Source organism: Sphingopyxis sp. SCN 67-31 (assembly GCF_001725095.1).
Genome location: NZ_MEFH01000011.1, coordinates 105,266 through 120,056 on the forward strand (window position 1 = coordinate 105,266; position 14,791 = coordinate 120,056).

General features: G+C 65.1%; 14 protein-coding genes. 9 read left to right on the forward strand and 5 right to left on the reverse strand.

Features of this window, described 5'->3' with window-relative positions; genetic code table 11:
- Positions 1–69 precede the first annotated feature (69 nt).
- On the reverse strand, positions 70–2,220 hold the full coding sequence (locus ABS88_RS00965) for a catalase (RefSeq protein WP_286748686.1): 2,151 nt from the start codon (positions 2,218–2,220) through the stop codon (positions 70–72).
- A gap of 182 nt (positions 2,221–2,402) precedes the next feature.
- Between ABS88_RS00965 and ABS88_RS00970 the strand changes: the two genes are divergently transcribed.
- The 3 genes from ABS88_RS00970 to ABS88_RS00980 are packed head-to-tail and all read left to right on the forward strand — an operon-like array spanning position 2,403 to position 5,420.
- The gene (locus ABS88_RS00970; protein ID WP_067107907.1) at positions 2,403–3,905 is read left to right on the forward strand and encodes a sensor histidine kinase; all 1,503 of its coding nucleotides are present in this window, start codon (positions 2,403–2,405) and stop codon (positions 3,903–3,905) included.
- Positions 3,898–4,344 carry a response regulator gene (locus tag ABS88_RS00975; RefSeq protein ID WP_067107910.1) on the forward strand — a complete coding sequence of 149 codons (447 nt, stop codon included), beginning with the start codon at positions 3,898–3,900 and terminating at the stop codon, positions 4,342–4,344. The genes ABS88_RS00970 and ABS88_RS00975 overlap by 8 nt, the downstream gene beginning before the upstream one ends.
- Positions 4,233–5,420 (forward strand): sensor histidine kinase, encoded by a 1,188-nt coding sequence (locus ABS88_RS00980; protein WP_286748687.1) that lies wholly within the window; start codon positions 4,233–4,235, stop codon positions 5,418–5,420. The genes ABS88_RS00975 and ABS88_RS00980 overlap by 112 nt, the downstream gene beginning before the upstream one ends.
- Before the next feature lie 100 nt (positions 5,421–5,520).
- On the opposite strand, the gene ABS88_RS25100 is transcribed toward ABS88_RS00980, so the two are convergent.
- Positions 5,521–5,730 (reverse strand): entericidin A/B family lipoprotein, encoded by a 210-nt coding sequence (locus ABS88_RS25100; protein WP_502686126.1) that lies wholly within the window; start codon positions 5,728–5,730, stop codon positions 5,521–5,523.
- A 192-nt stretch (positions 5,731–5,922) separates the two neighbouring features.
- A complete protein-coding gene (locus tag ABS88_RS24965) occupies positions 5,923–6,165 on the reverse strand; it encodes a sensor histidine kinase (protein ID WP_199774998.1) in 243 nt (80 codons plus the stop codon).
- Here ABS88_RS24965 and ABS88_RS00990 point away from each other — a divergent pair.
- Both ABS88_RS00990 and ABS88_RS00995 read left to right on the forward strand, forming a co-directional pair.
- Positions 6,127–6,495: an alpha-hydroxy-acid oxidizing protein gene (locus tag ABS88_RS00990; RefSeq protein ID WP_502686125.1), complete on the forward strand. Its 369-nt coding sequence runs from the start codon at positions 6,127–6,129 to the stop codon at positions 6,493–6,495. The genes ABS88_RS24965 and ABS88_RS00990 overlap by 39 nt on opposite strands.
- Before the next feature lie 105 nt (positions 6,496–6,600).
- Positions 6,601–8,418 carry a DUF885 domain-containing protein gene (locus ABS88_RS00995; RefSeq protein WP_286748690.1) on the forward strand — a complete coding sequence of 606 codons (1,818 nt, stop codon included), beginning with the start codon at positions 6,601–6,603 and terminating at the stop codon, positions 8,416–8,418.
- A gap of 12 nt (positions 8,419–8,430) precedes the next feature.
- On the opposite strand, the gene ABS88_RS24970 is transcribed toward ABS88_RS00995, so the two are convergent.
- Positions 8,431–8,886: a hypothetical protein gene (locus ABS88_RS24970; RefSeq protein WP_338111733.1), complete on the reverse strand. Its 456-nt coding sequence runs from the start codon at positions 8,884–8,886 to the stop codon at positions 8,431–8,433.
- 210 nt (positions 8,887–9,096) lie between these two features.
- Between ABS88_RS24970 and ABS88_RS01005 the strand changes: the two genes are divergently transcribed.
- Both ABS88_RS01005 and ABS88_RS01010 read left to right on the forward strand, forming a co-directional pair.
- Positions 9,097–10,035 (forward strand): murein L,D-transpeptidase catalytic domain family protein, encoded by a 939-nt coding sequence (locus tag ABS88_RS01005; protein WP_353745030.1) that lies wholly within the window; start codon positions 9,097–9,099, stop codon positions 10,033–10,035.
- A gap of 79 nt (positions 10,036–10,114) precedes the next feature.
- Positions 10,115–11,545: a L,D-transpeptidase family protein gene (locus tag ABS88_RS01010; RefSeq protein ID WP_234002432.1), complete on the forward strand. Its 1,431-nt coding sequence runs from the start codon at positions 10,115–10,117 to the stop codon at positions 11,543–11,545.
- Between the two features lie 108 nt (positions 11,546–11,653).
- On the opposite strand, the gene ABS88_RS01015 is transcribed toward ABS88_RS01010, so the two are convergent.
- Positions 11,654–12,343, reverse strand: coding sequence for an alternative oxidase (locus ABS88_RS01015; RefSeq protein WP_067107924.1), 690 nt, complete (start codon positions 12,341–12,343; stop codon positions 11,654–11,656).
- Between the two features lie 100 nt (positions 12,344–12,443).
- On the opposite strand from ABS88_RS01015, the gene ABS88_RS01020 reads away from it, so the two are divergent.
- Complete coding sequence (locus ABS88_RS01020; RefSeq protein WP_353745031.1) at positions 12,444–13,970, forward strand: two-component system sensor histidine kinase NtrB; 1,527 nt, start codon at positions 12,444–12,446, stop codon at positions 13,968–13,970.
- Positions 13,960–14,577 carry a response regulator FixJ gene (gene fixJ / locus ABS88_RS01025; RefSeq protein WP_067107927.1) on the forward strand — a complete coding sequence of 206 codons (618 nt, stop codon included), beginning with the start codon at positions 13,960–13,962 and terminating at the stop codon, positions 14,575–14,577. Before ABS88_RS01020 ends, fixJ begins: the two co-directional genes overlap by 11 nt.
- Positions 14,578–14,791: the final 214 nt, after the last annotated feature.

Consider the following 14,791-nt stretch of genomic DNA (forward strand, 5'->3'; position numbering starts at 1 on the left):
CGCACGGAATCGCTCGGTGTTGCGCCGAGCGCGGGGCGTTTTTCGGTCTTCATGTCCCGCTATGGGCCGCTAGGCGAGATCGCGCACTTTCGGCTCGCGGTCCCAGTGGCGCTGCGTCCCGACCTTGATGAAATCGGCAAGCGCGACGATACCTTCGTCAGGCTCGACCCCGGCCTTGTCGAGCAGAACCTGGCTCGCTTCGTCGTGCGCGATGGTCTTGCAATGGCCATAGGCGTCCATGAACCATTGGACGGCGGCGCCTTCACGCGTCAGCTTTTCGGCGGCGGCTGCGGTGAGCACCGAGGCGACGGCGTCGAACAGCACCGATGGCGATCCCGCCAGTTGACCATCGGCCTTGAGCAATCCGGTCGAGACCGGAATGCCGCCGACCTTGGGAGCGACGAGGAAGGCGCTTCCGCCCGCTTTCTCGATCTGTTTCTTGAGCTTGTCGATGGCAGAAGCGTCGGAGCCCTCCGCGAACCGGATCGCCACCTTGCGCCCCCTGATGTCGGGGCGCGCGTCCTTCTGGATCGAGAGCGCGTCGGAAGGTGCCATGTCGATGGGCGTCTTTGCCGGCTTGATCCTGGCAGGCAGATCGATCGCGAGTCCGTTGGCGACACGCTTCGCAAGATCCTCGTCGATATTGCGGAGCTGACCGACGACGCGCGCGCGAACATGATCGAGCGTGACCTTCGAGAGTTCGAATACCAGCGCCGAGGCGATATGCGCCTGCTCATTCCCGGTCTGCGAGCGGTAGAAGAGCCGCGCCTGGCTGAAGTGATCGGCGAAAAGGGCTGCGCGGACGCGCAGCTTCTCGGTCGGGTCGTTGCGCTCGCCGTTGGCCGGGAAGGTAATGAAGCCCGTCTCCGGGCAAGCACGCGGCCCGGCATCCTCGCCGGCTTCGGCGAGGCTGTTCGGCTCGTAATTCGCGCGACCCTTCGGAACGAGCGTCTGCATCATCCCGTCGCGCTGGAAATTGTGGAACGGGCATTTCGGCGCGTTGATCGGGATCTGGTGGAAGTTGGTCGTACCGAGCCGCGACTTCTGGGTATCGAGATAGGAGAAGAGGCGGCCCTGCAGCAGCGGGTCGTTACTGAAATCGATGCCGGGGACGATGTTCGAGGGAAGATAGGCGACCTGCTCGGTTTCGGCGAAGAAATTGTCGGGATTGCGGTTGAGCGTCATCCGCCCGACGATTTCGACCGGGACATCTTCTTCGGGGATGAGCTTGGTCGCATCGAGCACATCATAAGGCTGCTTGGCGGAAAAAGCCTCGTCGAAGACCTGGATGCCAAGGTCCCATTGCGGGAAGTCGCCGGCATCGATGGCCTCATAAAGATCGCGGCGCAGATAGTCGGGATCGGCGCCTGCGATCTTGACCGCCTCGTCCCACGCCGTCGACTGCAACCCGAGCACCGGCTTCCAGTGGAACTTCACGAACTTTGATTGGCCCTTCGCATTGACGAAGCGGAAGGTGTGGACGCCGAAGCCCTCGATCGTGCGGAAGCTCCGCGGGATCGCTCGGTCTGACATCGCCCACATGATCATGTGGAAGCTCTCGGGCATCAGGGAGATGAAATCCCAGAAAGTGTCGTGGGCGCTCGCCGCTTGCGGATAACCCCGGTCGGCTTCCATCTTCACGCTATGGACGAGATCGGGGAATTTCATCGCATCCTGGATGAAGAAGACCGGGATATTATTGCCGACGAGGTCCCAGTTCCCCGCCTCGGTGTAGAGCTTCACTGCAAAGCCGCGCACATCGCGCGGCGTGTCGACCGAGCCGGCGCCGCCCGCCACGGTCGAGAAGCGCACGAAGACCGGGCAGGTCTTGCCGACCTCCTGAAAGATGTCGGCCTTGGTGAGCTCGGGGATTGCGTGCGTGCATTCAAAGACGCCGTGCGCGCCCGAGCCGCGCGCATGCACGATACGCTCGGGAATGCGCTCATGGTCGAAGTGGAAGATTTTCTCGCGGAGGACAAAATCCTCGAGCAAGGTCGGGCCGCGTTCGCCCGCCCTGAGGCTGTTCTGGTTGTCGGCAATGCGGTGACCGAAATTGTCCGTGAGGTGCGCGCGGCCATCGCGCTCGTCGTCGGCGGTGATATGCTGGTGAAGTTCACCCGCATTCCCCTTGTCGACCTTGAGCGTCATCTGGCCGCTTCCGGGCTGGTGCGCGGCAAGGCTATTGTCGGTTGCGGGCGAGGGGCGGGGCTTCTTCGGCATCGGGCAGGTCCTTGATGGTTTCTTTGCCAAGCCAACGCCTGTTTTCCGCGCTGGTTTCATCGCCGCGCGAATTGCGTGAGCGGCACATAACCTATGTTAAGGAGCTTGATGCCCTTGCTTGCGTAAAGGCGGATTTTAAGACATCGATCAGGCCGCAAAGGATCGGGCCGAGGGGCAGCCAGATGGAATCGGCCAGATTATCGGCGCTTGGGCGCGACACGCGCGCGAGCCGCCTCATCATCCTTCTCCTGTCGGTCGGCTTCGCGGCGTTGCTCGTCGCGGCTGCGACCGCCTTTTACGTCCAGCGCCAGAATGAAACCGACGCGCGGATGGTCGCACACACGCTGGCCGTCGAAGCCAGCCTCGGCGCCTTCGCTAGCGCCACCGAGCGAATGGAAACCGCGCGCCGCGGTCTCATCCTCACACAAAATGCCCAGTTCGCGACGATCATCGAGGAAGCGGAGGCTAATTCGCGGGCGCAACTGGCTACGCTTGAGAAACTGATCAGCGACAACCCCGAGCAGCAGATGCGCGTCCGGACGCTGCGCGGGCACCTTGATGCCTACGCCGAACATTATAGCAAGACGCTCGGACTGCGCGGTGCCGACCGGCAGTCGCTGATCGACAGCTTCTCGAACGACCGCGGGGTGCTCGCGGTGCGCGCCTCGCGCGCGGTTGTCGAATCGATGCTTGCCGACGAGTTTGCCCTGCTTCGCGAGCGGGAGGAGCGGCAGCACCGCACGCAGCGTCTTTTCACAACGACCCTGATCGCTACAGGCATCCTCCTGCTCGTGGTTGCGGCGGCGACCCTGCTTCTCGTCCGACGCAATCTGGTGGACCTGCGTAGCTCGCGCATGGAGCTTCGACGTCTCAACGAAGGGCTTGAGGAACTGGTCGATGCCCGCACCGGCGAGCTTCAGCGCGCCAATGCCGAAATCCAGCGCTTCGCCTATATCGTGTCGCATGACCTCAGGTCGCCGCTCGTCAACGTCATGGGCTTCACCGCCGAACTCGAGACCGCGCGCAAATCTATCGCGGGCTATCTCGAGAAGGGCGAGTCCGAAGGCTGGCAAGCGCCTGACGCCGCGACGCGTCTCGCGATCGAGGAGGATCTTCCGGAATCGATCGGGTTCATTCGCACCTCGACCCAGAAGATGGACCGGCTGATCAACGCGATCCTCAATCTCTCGCGCCAGGGGCGGCGCACGCTGGCTCCGGAAACGCTCGATCTTGGCGGCGTCGTGCGCGCGATCGTCGGGAGTTTGCAGCACCGGATCGACGAGACCGGCACTGTGGTCACGGTGGAGGAGCTTCCGGTAGTCGTGAACGACCGTGTCGCGGTCGAGCAGATCCTGTCGAACCTCGTCGAGAATGCGCTCAAATATCTTCAGCCGGGGCGCGCCGGGACCATAAGCGTGACGGGGGGCACCGACCTTGGGCGCGCCTGGGTATCGGTGACCGACAACGGTCGCGGCATCGAGCCGCGCGATCACGAGCGCGTGTTCGACCTCTTCCGCCGATCGGGCGTGCAGGATCAGCAGGGCGAGGGGATCGGCCTTGCGCACGCACGCGCGCTTGCCTATCGCCTCGGCGGAAATATCGAAATCCAGTCCGAATTGGGTGTGGGGTCCACCTTCCGGCTGATCCTGCCACTCGTGTGGCAAAGCGGAGAAGAGGATGACTGACCAGCAGCCCGTCAATATCGTGATGATCGAGGACGACGAGGGCCATGCGCGCCTCATCGAGAAGAATATCCGCCGTGCGGGCATCTCGAACACGATCCACCATTTCCTCGACGGTACATCGGCGCTCGAGTTTCTGTACGACGCGGCCGAGGGCCCCGTTCGCAACGGGCCGGCGCTCGTGCTGCTTGACCTCAATCTGCCCGATATGAGCGGAACCGATATTCTTGCGAAGCTCAAGGCAGACGGAAGTCCGCTACGGCGCACACCGGTCGTCGTGCTCACGACGACCGACGACAAGGTCGAGATCCAGCGCTGCTACGACCTCGGTTGCAACGTCTATATCACCAAGCCGGTGAACTACGAGAATTTCGCCGACGCCATCCGCCAGCTCGGCCTTTTCCTGTCGGTGATCCAAGTCCCCGATCCCGATCCGGCCTGAGAATTTTTCTGTCCCACATTCTGTACATCGACGACGACGATGGCATGCGCCGGCTCGCATCTCGCGCGCTCGGCCGCAAGGGCTATGACGTCAGTCTCGCGGCGAACGGCGCCGAGGGCGTCGATATGGCAAAGGCGACGGCCTTCGATCTGATTGCCGTCGATCATTATATGCCCGGACAGGACGGCCTTGCTACGCTCGAAGCGCTTCGTTCGCTCCCGGCTTGTCCGCCGGTCGTCTATGTCACCGGCTCCGAGGAGAGCCGGATCGCGGTCGCGGCGTTGAAATCGGGAGCCGATGATTATGTCGTAAAGTCGGTCGGCGAGGATTTTTTTGACCTGCTCGCGTCAAGTTTCGGACAGGTTCTCGAGCGTGCCCAGCTCCGCCGCGCGCGCGAGGAAGCCGAGGCGGAACTTCGCGCAAGCAACGCGCGGCTCGAAGCACTTCTCAAGGAAGTGAATCACCGCGTCGCGAACAACCTCCAGATGGTCATGTCGTTCGTTGCGCTCCAATCGAAGAATTTGTCCGATCCCGGTGCTCGGGAGGCGCTCCAGAAGACCCAGCAGCGGATCGCTACCGTCGCGCAGGTCAATCGGCGTCTCTACACGACCAACGATGTCGAATTCGTCGCGATGGACGACTATCTGTCGGGCCTCGCCACCGATCTTTCCGATACTTGGTCGAATGGAACGGGCGAACGACGGGTGTCTACATCGGCCGAGGCTCTGAAGGTCGCGACCGACAAGGCGGTAGCGCTTGGTATGATCGCCAATGAATGGGTCAGCAACGCGTGCAAATACGCCTATCCGGCGGGTGAAGCCGGGGAGGTCCGGATTATGCTCAACAGATTGGGGGCGTCGACCGTCGAGCTGGCGGTGGAAGATGACGGCGCCGGGATGCCGTCTGACGGCATTGCCCGGGGCACCGGGCTTGGAACTCGCCTCATCGAAGCGCTCGCACGAACGCACAAGGCGACCGTGCGATACGCGCCCGTGCATACCGCGCGGGACAATCCTGGGACACGCGCGTCAATCTCGATCGAACTCCGATCCCACGAGCTTAAGGCGCCTGGTTGAAGCCGGAAGGCAATTTACGCTCAGTGCCTGGATACGGAAAGCCGACGTAATTGCCGTTCATGGGCGACTTCTGGTTCAAGCTGATGCGAGCAATTGCGGCTCAGCAGTTTCCTTTAACGCCATCAGCGCAATCTCCAGCGGATTCAATATCTTTGCCTGCACCTTCGATCGTGTTGCAGGCAGACAGGATCAGGATTGAGCCGCTAAGGGCGAAAATAGTCAGAAACCTTCTCATTTTCTCTCTCCGGGGTGCGGGCAAACGACCTTTCATTTGCGTTCCCATATTGCGACAACCGCCGTCCGCAATCATTGTTCCCGTGCACGGCGTCACACTAGCCGAAGCGTTCAAAATGATCGCTAGGCTGGAAAAATAACTGGGCGCTGCTTGCAAAGCGATCCGCCGGAGATTGTATCCAAGCCATCGATTCCGAATGCGGCGTCATGTCCGCTTCATTGCGTCGATCCCCCAAAAGCGGCCTGACCGCTAAGGCTAAGCTCGGCGTTAGCGAGCCTCGGCAATAGAATGCCGAAATGGAGTGTCTGCCGCCGGTAAATTGCAGCAAATTCTCAACCCGACTGTCGTTGGCTCGATCGACGCTGTTCCGCCGTGGGCGCGCATGATTGCGTCGACGAGGCTCAGGCCAAGGCCGTGCCCCGGCTTCGAGCGGCTGGCGTCGAGGCGGGTGAGGCGGCGGAAGATATGTTGATGCTCGGACGGCGGAATCCCCGGACCGTCGTCGCTCACCAGCAGGATTGCATCGCGGCCCGCCCGTTCGACATGCTCCCCGCCGTCGTTACCGCAACCGGCGGCACGCTGCCGATCCTGATGGACGGCGGCGTGCGTCAGGGAAGCGATATCGTCAAGGCACTGGCGCTCGGAGCGAAAGCGGTTCTTGTCGGCCGACCCCAATTCCACGCCCTCGCCGCCGCAGGAATAGCCGGCGCCGCCCATATGCTGCACCTGCTGAGAACCGAGCTCGAACTGGCGATGATCCAGACCGGGGTCCAGAACGTCAGATTCTTATGTAACGATCATGTCGGTCGGCGGCTCACGCGAGACATTGTCAACTTTTAGGAGGGTGATGCGAGCCCGAAAGCAGAGTGGGTTGCCGAATTTGGACTTGGCCCCGGACCGTCAATCGCGGTACCGCTGATGACAGGCAATGGAGAAAGGGGTCCGGTGCGGCTATCACGACGGGAATTCTCATGGGCGCTGGCGGCCGGTCTGGTCGCGGCACCGGCGGCGCGGGCGGCGGGCAAGGCCGGGGAGAGCGACGCGGCGCTTACGGCCTTTCTCGATGCGGCCTTCGAGGCCGAGATCGCACTCGACCCCGAACAGCTCACCCAGCTCGGCCGCAAGGAGCAGCAGGACCGGTTCACCGATCCCAGCGATGCGGCGGCGGCGGCGCGGCTCGCGTGGCGGCGAGGCAATGTCGCCGCGATGAAGACGCAGTTCGATCGCTCGGCGCTCGGCGAAGACGCGCGGGTGTCCTACGACATGTGGGTGCTCGAACTGGAGCGCGCCGAGGCTTCGACGAAGTGGCGCGGACATAATTATATCTTCGATCGCAACGGGCCGCACACCGGGCTGCCGAACTTCATGATCAACCAGCATCGCGTCGATACGCCGGCGGACATGGAAGCCTATGTGGCGCGTGTCACGGCGCTTGGTCCGACGCTCGACGCCTATCTGGAGCGGGCCACGGCGGCGGCGGCGAAGGGCGTTCGCATGCCCGGATTCGCCTATGACCAGTCGATCGAACTCGTGGGGCGCGTCATCACCGGGGCGCCGTTCGGCGATGGTCCCGATACGGCGCTGTTCGCCGACGCGAAGGCGAAGGCGGCGGGCCTGGTCGCGTCGGGGCAGATCGATGCCGCCGCGGCCGACCGCTATGTCGCGCAGGTCGCCGCGGCGATGACCGGGTCGATGCAGCCTGCTTACGAGCGGCTGCGCGCCTGGCTCGCCGCCGACCGTGCCAAGGCCGCGGCCGAACCGCTCGGCGCGGGCGCGCTGCCCGATGGCGCCGCCTATTATGATGCGATGCTGCGGCTGCAGACGACGACCGGCATGACCGCCGACGAAATTCACGCGCTCGGCCTGTCCGAGGTCGCGCGCATCCGGGCCGAGATGGAGACGCTGAAGGATCGGATCGGTTTCGCGGGGAAGCTGGAGGATTTCTTCGTCTTCCTGCGCAGCGACGATCGATTCTATGTCGCCAACGACGATGCCGGCCGCGCCGCTTATCTCAAGATGGCGGAAGCCTATCTCGACGGCATGCGCGTGCGGCTTCCCGAACAGTTCGGGCGGCTGCCCAAGGCCGATCTGATCGTCAAGCGCGTCGAGGCGTTTCGCGAGGAACCGGGCGGCGCGGCGCATTATTCGCCGGCGGCGCTCGACGGGTCGCGGCCCGGCATCTTCTATGTCCACCTCGCCGACACGCGCGCGACGCCGATCTATGAAATCGAAGGCACCGTCTATCACGAAGGCCTGCCCGGCCATCACATGCAGATCGCGCTCGCGCAGGAGATGACCGGCACCCCCGAATTCCGGAAGAATTATTTCTATGGCGCCTATGGCGAGGGCTGGGCGCTCTATGTCGAGCGGCTGGCCAAGGAGATGGGATTCTATACCGATCCCTACAGCGATTTCGGTCGGCTGGGCCGCGAGATATGGCGCGCGATCCGGCTGGTGGTCGATACCGGCATCCACGCCAAGGGGTGGAGCGAGGCGCAGGCGCTGGCCTATTACACCGCCAATTCGCCGCAGCCCGCGGCCAAGATCCGTTCCGAAATCCGCCGCTATTTCGTGAGCCCGGGGCAGGCGACCTCGTACAAGGTCGGCATGCAGCGCATCCTGGCCCTTCGCGATCGGGCACGGACGGAACTGGGCGCGCGATACGACCAGCGCATGTTCCACGAAATCGTGCTCGGCCGGGGCTCTGTGCCGCTGCCTGTGCTCGAAGCGCAGGTCGACCGCTGGATCGCCGCACCCGCCTGATCGCATGGACCTCTAGCGGGGCGGCAGCGGCTGGAGATGCGCGGATTCGATATGCCAGCGAAGCTGGTCGGCGGTTGCCCCGTCCACGTTGTTGACGCGGCGCACGATATAGTGTCCGCGAAACCGCTGTAGTTCACCGGAATCGAGCGTGGCCTCGACCGTGACGGGGACGGTCAGATAAAGCGACCCGGCGGCGCCTTCGGCCTCACCCGCCGAACCGATCGTGACGTGCGTCGACCGGGTATGGGCGAAACCCTGCCTGAATTTTTCGAGGGGCTGGTTCGGCGGCCCGTCCTGACCCCATTGCAGCCAGGCGGTGGCATAGTCCCGGGCGTCGAGGGCCGCATAATAGCGCTTGACGACATCGGCGGCGGCCTCGTTGCTTCGGGGGTCGGGCCGGCAATCGGCGGGCGGCGATCCTGCCTGGCTCAGCAGTGCGCAGCTTCGGGCGATCTCGTCGTCGATCATCGCGCAGCTGTTGGCGACGTTGCAGGGCGGATGGGTCGCCGGCGACAGGGTGCGGCAGAGCTGGGCGCGGCGATCGGCCGCCTGCCCGCCGATCTCCGCGGCGCAGGACCGCGGCTCGCCGGTCGCGGCAGGCGTCGAAGGCAAAGGCGCGGCGCGCGCGACAGTATCGGTTGCGGGGCGCGGCGTTTCGGCCGGCTCGGGGGCGCCTGCTTGTCGATCGGCCGGTCCGCCGCACGCCGCGAGCGCCAGCGTCAGCGAAGCGAGCGGGCCCGCACATATCCGATATCGTCCGGTCATGGCGTTCGAACGCGCCGCGGATTTCAACGGTTCCTCATGGAACCACCGATGCGCGCGACGGCCCCGGTTGCGCGCCGAAACGCCGCCTTTGTACGACCGGAAGAGCGGGCCCGTCCTCCGCGGGTCGCGACCGAAGCTTCAAAAACCGCTCCTCGTGCCTACATTATGCGCATGACCGATCGTTCCTTTCCGATCGACAGACGCGCGCTCATGCTGTCGGGAACGGCGACGGCCACTGCCGCCTTGCTCGGCCGGTCCTCGGCCGTCACCGCGCCGCTTGCTCCCCATGCCCGGAGCGTCGGGACGGTGCCGGCGCCGGCATCCGCATCCGTGGCCCCCGCGTCGTTCGATCCGACCCTGCTGCGCAAAGCCCTTGCCGCGCTGGATCGTCACGCCGGGGCGATCGCCCATCGCGACCGCATCGCGATCGTCGACTTCTCCGCGCCGTCATCGGAAGCGCGTCTGCATTTTCTCGACGTCATCAAGGGAGAGCGGTCGAGCCTGCTCGTCGCCCACGGCGCGGGTTCGGATCCCGGGCATACGGGTTTCCTGCAGCGCTTCTCGAATGATTTCGGTTCCAACGCGTCGAGCGAAGGGGCCTTTCTGACCGGCGATTATTATGTCGGAAAGCATGGGCGGTCGCAGCGGCTTGCCGGACTCGACCCGACGAACGACAATGCCCAGGGGCGTGCGATCGTGATCCATTCGGCATGGTATGCGAACGCCGACATCCTTGCCGCGCATGGGAAACTGGGGCGCAGCCAGGGCTGTTTCGCGGTCGGCGAACATGAACTGGATCGCGTCTTCGGCTTCCTGGGCGAAGGGCGGCTTCTTTACGCAGCAAAGGCCTGAAACGACCACCGCTTTTGCATCTCGCGGGAACGCTGCCTAAGCGCCTCGCGTTATCTCCTTCCATTGCAAGGAGATATTCGTGCGGAAATTGATGTTGGCCGGCTCGCTGCTGGCGCTGGCGCTGACCGGATGCGGCAATCCTTCGGCGAACGGCGATGCGCAATCGGGTGCGGCGGCGGCCACCATCCGCTGGAACGAGGCGGCGGTTGGGCAGTTGCGCAAAGCCATCGAACGGCGCGCGGCGCACGGTCTCGACCATATGCGCTTCGCGGTCGAGGGGCAGGTGGGAAGCGCCGAGGGTGAAAAGGCGCTGACCCAAAGCGCGCTCCGCTACGCCGCGGCGGTCGCGCGCGGCGCGACCGATCCCGCCAAATTGCAGGATATCTATACGATCTCCCGTCCCGAAGCCGATCTGCGTCCCGGTCTGGCCGGGGCGCTGTCCGATGGGAAGCTGGACGATTGGATCGACAGTCTTGCTCCCCAAAACGACCAGTATCGCCAGCTTTCGAAAGCCTATCTCGCGCTGCGCGGGTCGGGAGACACGGCGGCGGCCATCCCCGATACCAAGCCGCTGAAACCCGGCGCGACCGATCCCCGCGTCCCGGCCATAGCGGCGCAGCTCGTCGCGTCCGACTATCTCGACCGCGCAGAGGGGCAGGGAACCCGCTACACGCCGGCGATGGTCCGTGCCGTGCAGCATATGCAGATCGATTACGGCATCGAGCTCGACGGGGTGATCGGCGGCGAGGCGCTCGAAATCCTCAACCTGTCCGATGCCGACCGGGCCCGCGCGCTCGCGGTCGCGATGGAACGGATGCGCTGGCTCGAACGGACGCCGCCCGCGACGCGCATCGACGTCAATATCGCCGCGGGGCGGCTGGCCTATTGGCGCGATGGAAAGCTGGCCGATACGCGCAAGGTGGTCGTGGGAAAACCGGGGAAGGAAACGCCCCAGCTCGGATCGCCGATCTACCGGCTCGTCGCCAATCCGACCTGGACGGTGCCGCGCTCGATCCAGAACGGGGAGATCGCGAAGAAGGGATCGGCCTATCTTCGCCGCAACGACATGGCGTGGAAGGACGGCTGGATCGTGCAGCAGCCGGGGCCCCAGAATGCGCTGGGGCTGGTCAAGTTCGACATGAAGAACGAGCATTCGATCTATCTGCACGACACCCCCGCCAAATCGCTGTTCGACGAGGTGCAGCGGCAGCGCAGCCACGGCTGCGTCCGGGTCGAGGACGCGCTCGGCTTCGCGCAGATGCTGGCGCGCGACGAGGGTATCCTCGACGAATGGCAGAAGGCGCGCGCGACGGGGAAGGAGAGTTTCGTCGACCTGCCCCGCGCGATACCGGTGCGGCTCTATTACCAGACCGTGCTGTTCGACGATGCGGGCGAGCCGGTCGTCCGCGCCGATCCCTATGGCTGGAACGGCGCCGTCGCCGCGGCGCTCGGCTTTCCCGAAAGGCAGGGCTACAGATTGCGCGCCTCCGGCAACGATATCGGGCCGTAAAATCGACGGTCCGACGCATCTTCCATCATGTCGGCCACCTGTCCGCTCTGCCGGATTTCGGCAACGGGAGCAGGGTGGGCCCTGCTCCCGGCACGATGGCGACGTGTGTCAGGCCGCCTTCTTCCAGTTCGGTTCGAGCGTCACGTGCGGTGGGCATTCGGCGATCCGGCCGACGGGGAGGCCCGCAAGCTCGCTGGCGAAGCCGTGGTTCACGTCGCGGTGGTGGGCTTCGTCGGCGCGCACGACCAGCACCACGTCGCGAAGCGTCGCGTCGTCGGGCAGGCCCCAATATTGCCTGGCGATCGCGGGCGCCGGGACGTTGGGACTGCGCCCCTCGTCGATCTCGGCCAGGTAGTGCGTATAGCTGATCACCGCCTCTTCCTCGAAATAGCCGACCACGCGATGCGCCGTCTTCGAACTGACGAGATAGAGCGCGAAGAAGCAGAGGTAGAACACCCACTGGACACCGATGATCACCGCCCGCTCGAACAGCGTCGGCTTGGAGATTTCGATGAACGTCATCAGGTGCATGCGTTCATTCTCGGCCTCGTCCATCAGCGTCTTGATCCAGCCCTTGTCGTCGCACATGCGGCGGAGGCAAGCGAGGTGGTTGATCGTCGCGCCGACCATGCCGGGCACCGCGGCGACCGTTTCGAGCACGACCGCGCGGTGGCCGTAGCGCTCGGCGAAGAAGGTGTCGGCGCACCAGCGGAGCGCCTTGGTGAAGCCATAGGCGATCCGGTCAGAGAAGCCCTGCGGCTTGTGATGAACGCCAAGATCGATGAAAGGTACGGACATTGGAATATCTCCACGGGACGGCGCGGGGGTTGCGATGCCGTCGATGGAGGCCGATTTAGGGACTGTGTCGGATCGCGAACATTCGGATGATGCCCCTAGCGTGCATCCCCTAGGGGATTTCCCGGAGGCGCAGCGGGCGCGCTTCACGAGCCGTTTCCTTCCGCGCCTGTCGGCGGCGGCGGGATTCGCGGTCGCGCTGTTCTTCCTCGCCGGCGGCGTCGGGGTGCGCCTGATGTTCGCCGATGTGCTGGGGCCGCGCGCGACCTTCATCTTCTTCGTTCCCGGCGTCGTCGTCGCGGGCGCGCTGTCGGGGCTTCGCGCCGGCGCTCTCGCCGCGCTCGCGGGGGCGGCGGCGGGGCTGTGGTGCGATGCGCAGGCGGGGCCGGTCGAAGGCGGCAGCCTGATCGCGGCGGGCGCCTTCGTCGCGATCTCGCTCGCGATCGCGACCGGCGGCGAATGGTTCCAGCGCGCGCGGATCGAAACCGAGGCCGCGGCGGCGGGGCTCGCCAACCGCGAGGCGCATCTGCGGTCGGTCCTCGAAACGGTTCCCGACGCCATCGTCGTGATCGACGAGGCGGGCCAGATCCGCGATTTCAGTCCGGCGGCCGAGCGGATGTTCGGCTGGCCGGCCGGCGAGGCGATCGGGCGCAACGTCCGCATGCTGATGCCCGAACCCTATCGCAGCGCGCACGACGGCTATCTGGAGCGCTATTACCGGACGGGCGAGAAACGCATCATCGGCAAGGGCCGGGTCGTCGTCGGCCAGCGGCGCGACGGCGCGACCTTTCCGATCGAGCTGTCGGTCGGCGAAATCGGGGCGGCCGGCGAGCGGCATTTCACCGGCTTCATCCGCGACCTGACCGAGCGCCAGAAGGCCGAGGCGCGGCTGCAGGAGCTTCAGGGCGAACTCGTCCACGTCTCGCGGCTCACCAGCCTCGGCGAGATGGCGTCGGCGATCGCGCACGAGATCAACCAGCCGCTTTCGGCGATCGCGAACTACCTCAAGGGCAGCCGCATGCTGCTCGGGCGCGAGGAGGTGCCGCGCGAGCGGGTGGCCGAAGCGGTCGAGCGTGCGGCGACCGAAGCGTTACGCGCCGGCGACATCATCCGGCGCCTGCGCGAATTCGTGGCGCGCGGCGAGACCGAGCGGACCGTCGAAAGCCTGCCCAAGCTGGTCGAGGAAGCGAGCGCGCTCGCGCTGGTGGGCGCACGCGAACATGATATTCGCGTCCGCTTCGTCTTCGATCCCGAAGTCGAACTCGTGCTCGCCGACAAGGTGCAGATCCAGCAGGTGGTGCTCAACCTGGTGCGCAATGCCGTCGACGCGCTCGCGGAATCGGGGCGGGCACCGCGCGAGCTGGAGGTGCGGATCGACCGCGAGGGCGACATGGCGCGCGTCGGCGTGACCGACAATGGGCCGGGTATCGCCCCCGACATCGCGGCGCGGCTGTTCCAGCCCTTCATCACCAGCAAGCGCACCGGGATGGGGGTGGGCCTCTCCATTTCGCGCACGATCGTCGAGGCGCATGGCGGCAAGATCTGGGCCGAGGAAGCCTCCGGCGGCGGCGCGCGTTTCAGCTTCACGTTGCAGATGGTGGACAGGAAGGAACTGGAAGATGGCGAGTGAACCGATCGTCTATGTGATCGACGATGACGACGGCGTTCGCGGCTCGCTCGAATTCCTGCTCGATTGCGCGGGCCTGCGCGTTCGCGGCTTCGCATCGGCCGATGCCTTCCTGAAGGCGTCGCCGCCGCTCGACGGTGCGTGCGTGGTCACCGACGTCCGCATGCCCGGAACCACCGGCATCGAATTGCTGGAGGCGCTGCACGCGCGCGGCGGCGCCCCCGCCGTGATCGTGGTCACCGGCCATGCCGATGTTCCGCTGGCGATCCAGGCGATGAAGGCGGGAGCAGTCGATTTCATCGAAAAGCCGTTCGACGACGAGGTCATCCTGTCGGCGATCCGCCGGGCGATCAGCGACCGGGCGGCCGACGCCGACGCGCGGGCCGAGCGGAATGCGATCGCCGGCCGGATCGCGACGCTGTCGACGCGCGAGCGCCAGATCATGGATCGCCTTGTCGAGGGACAGGCGAACAAGGCCATCGCCTTCGATCTGGGAATCAGCGCGCGGACGGTCGAGGTCTATCGGGCGAATGCGATGATGAAGATGCAGGCGAAGACCCTGTCCGACCTCGTCCGCATGGCGACGATCGCGCGCGTTGGCGGGGTCTAAGAAAGCTCGCTGAAGCGACGTGCGTAGAGTACCGTGCCTTGTGAACCGTTTGCCCTGAGCTTGTCGAAGCCTGTCCTGAGCGCCTGCAAGGCAGTCGAAGAGGGCGGTCCTTTCTGCTAGCGTCCGCGGTCGTGGTGTAATTTCCGGTGTAGGAACTGGTGCATTTTGGGGTGGGGCATGCCCCACCCCAAAATGCAGCGGCTCTGGTGGCCAC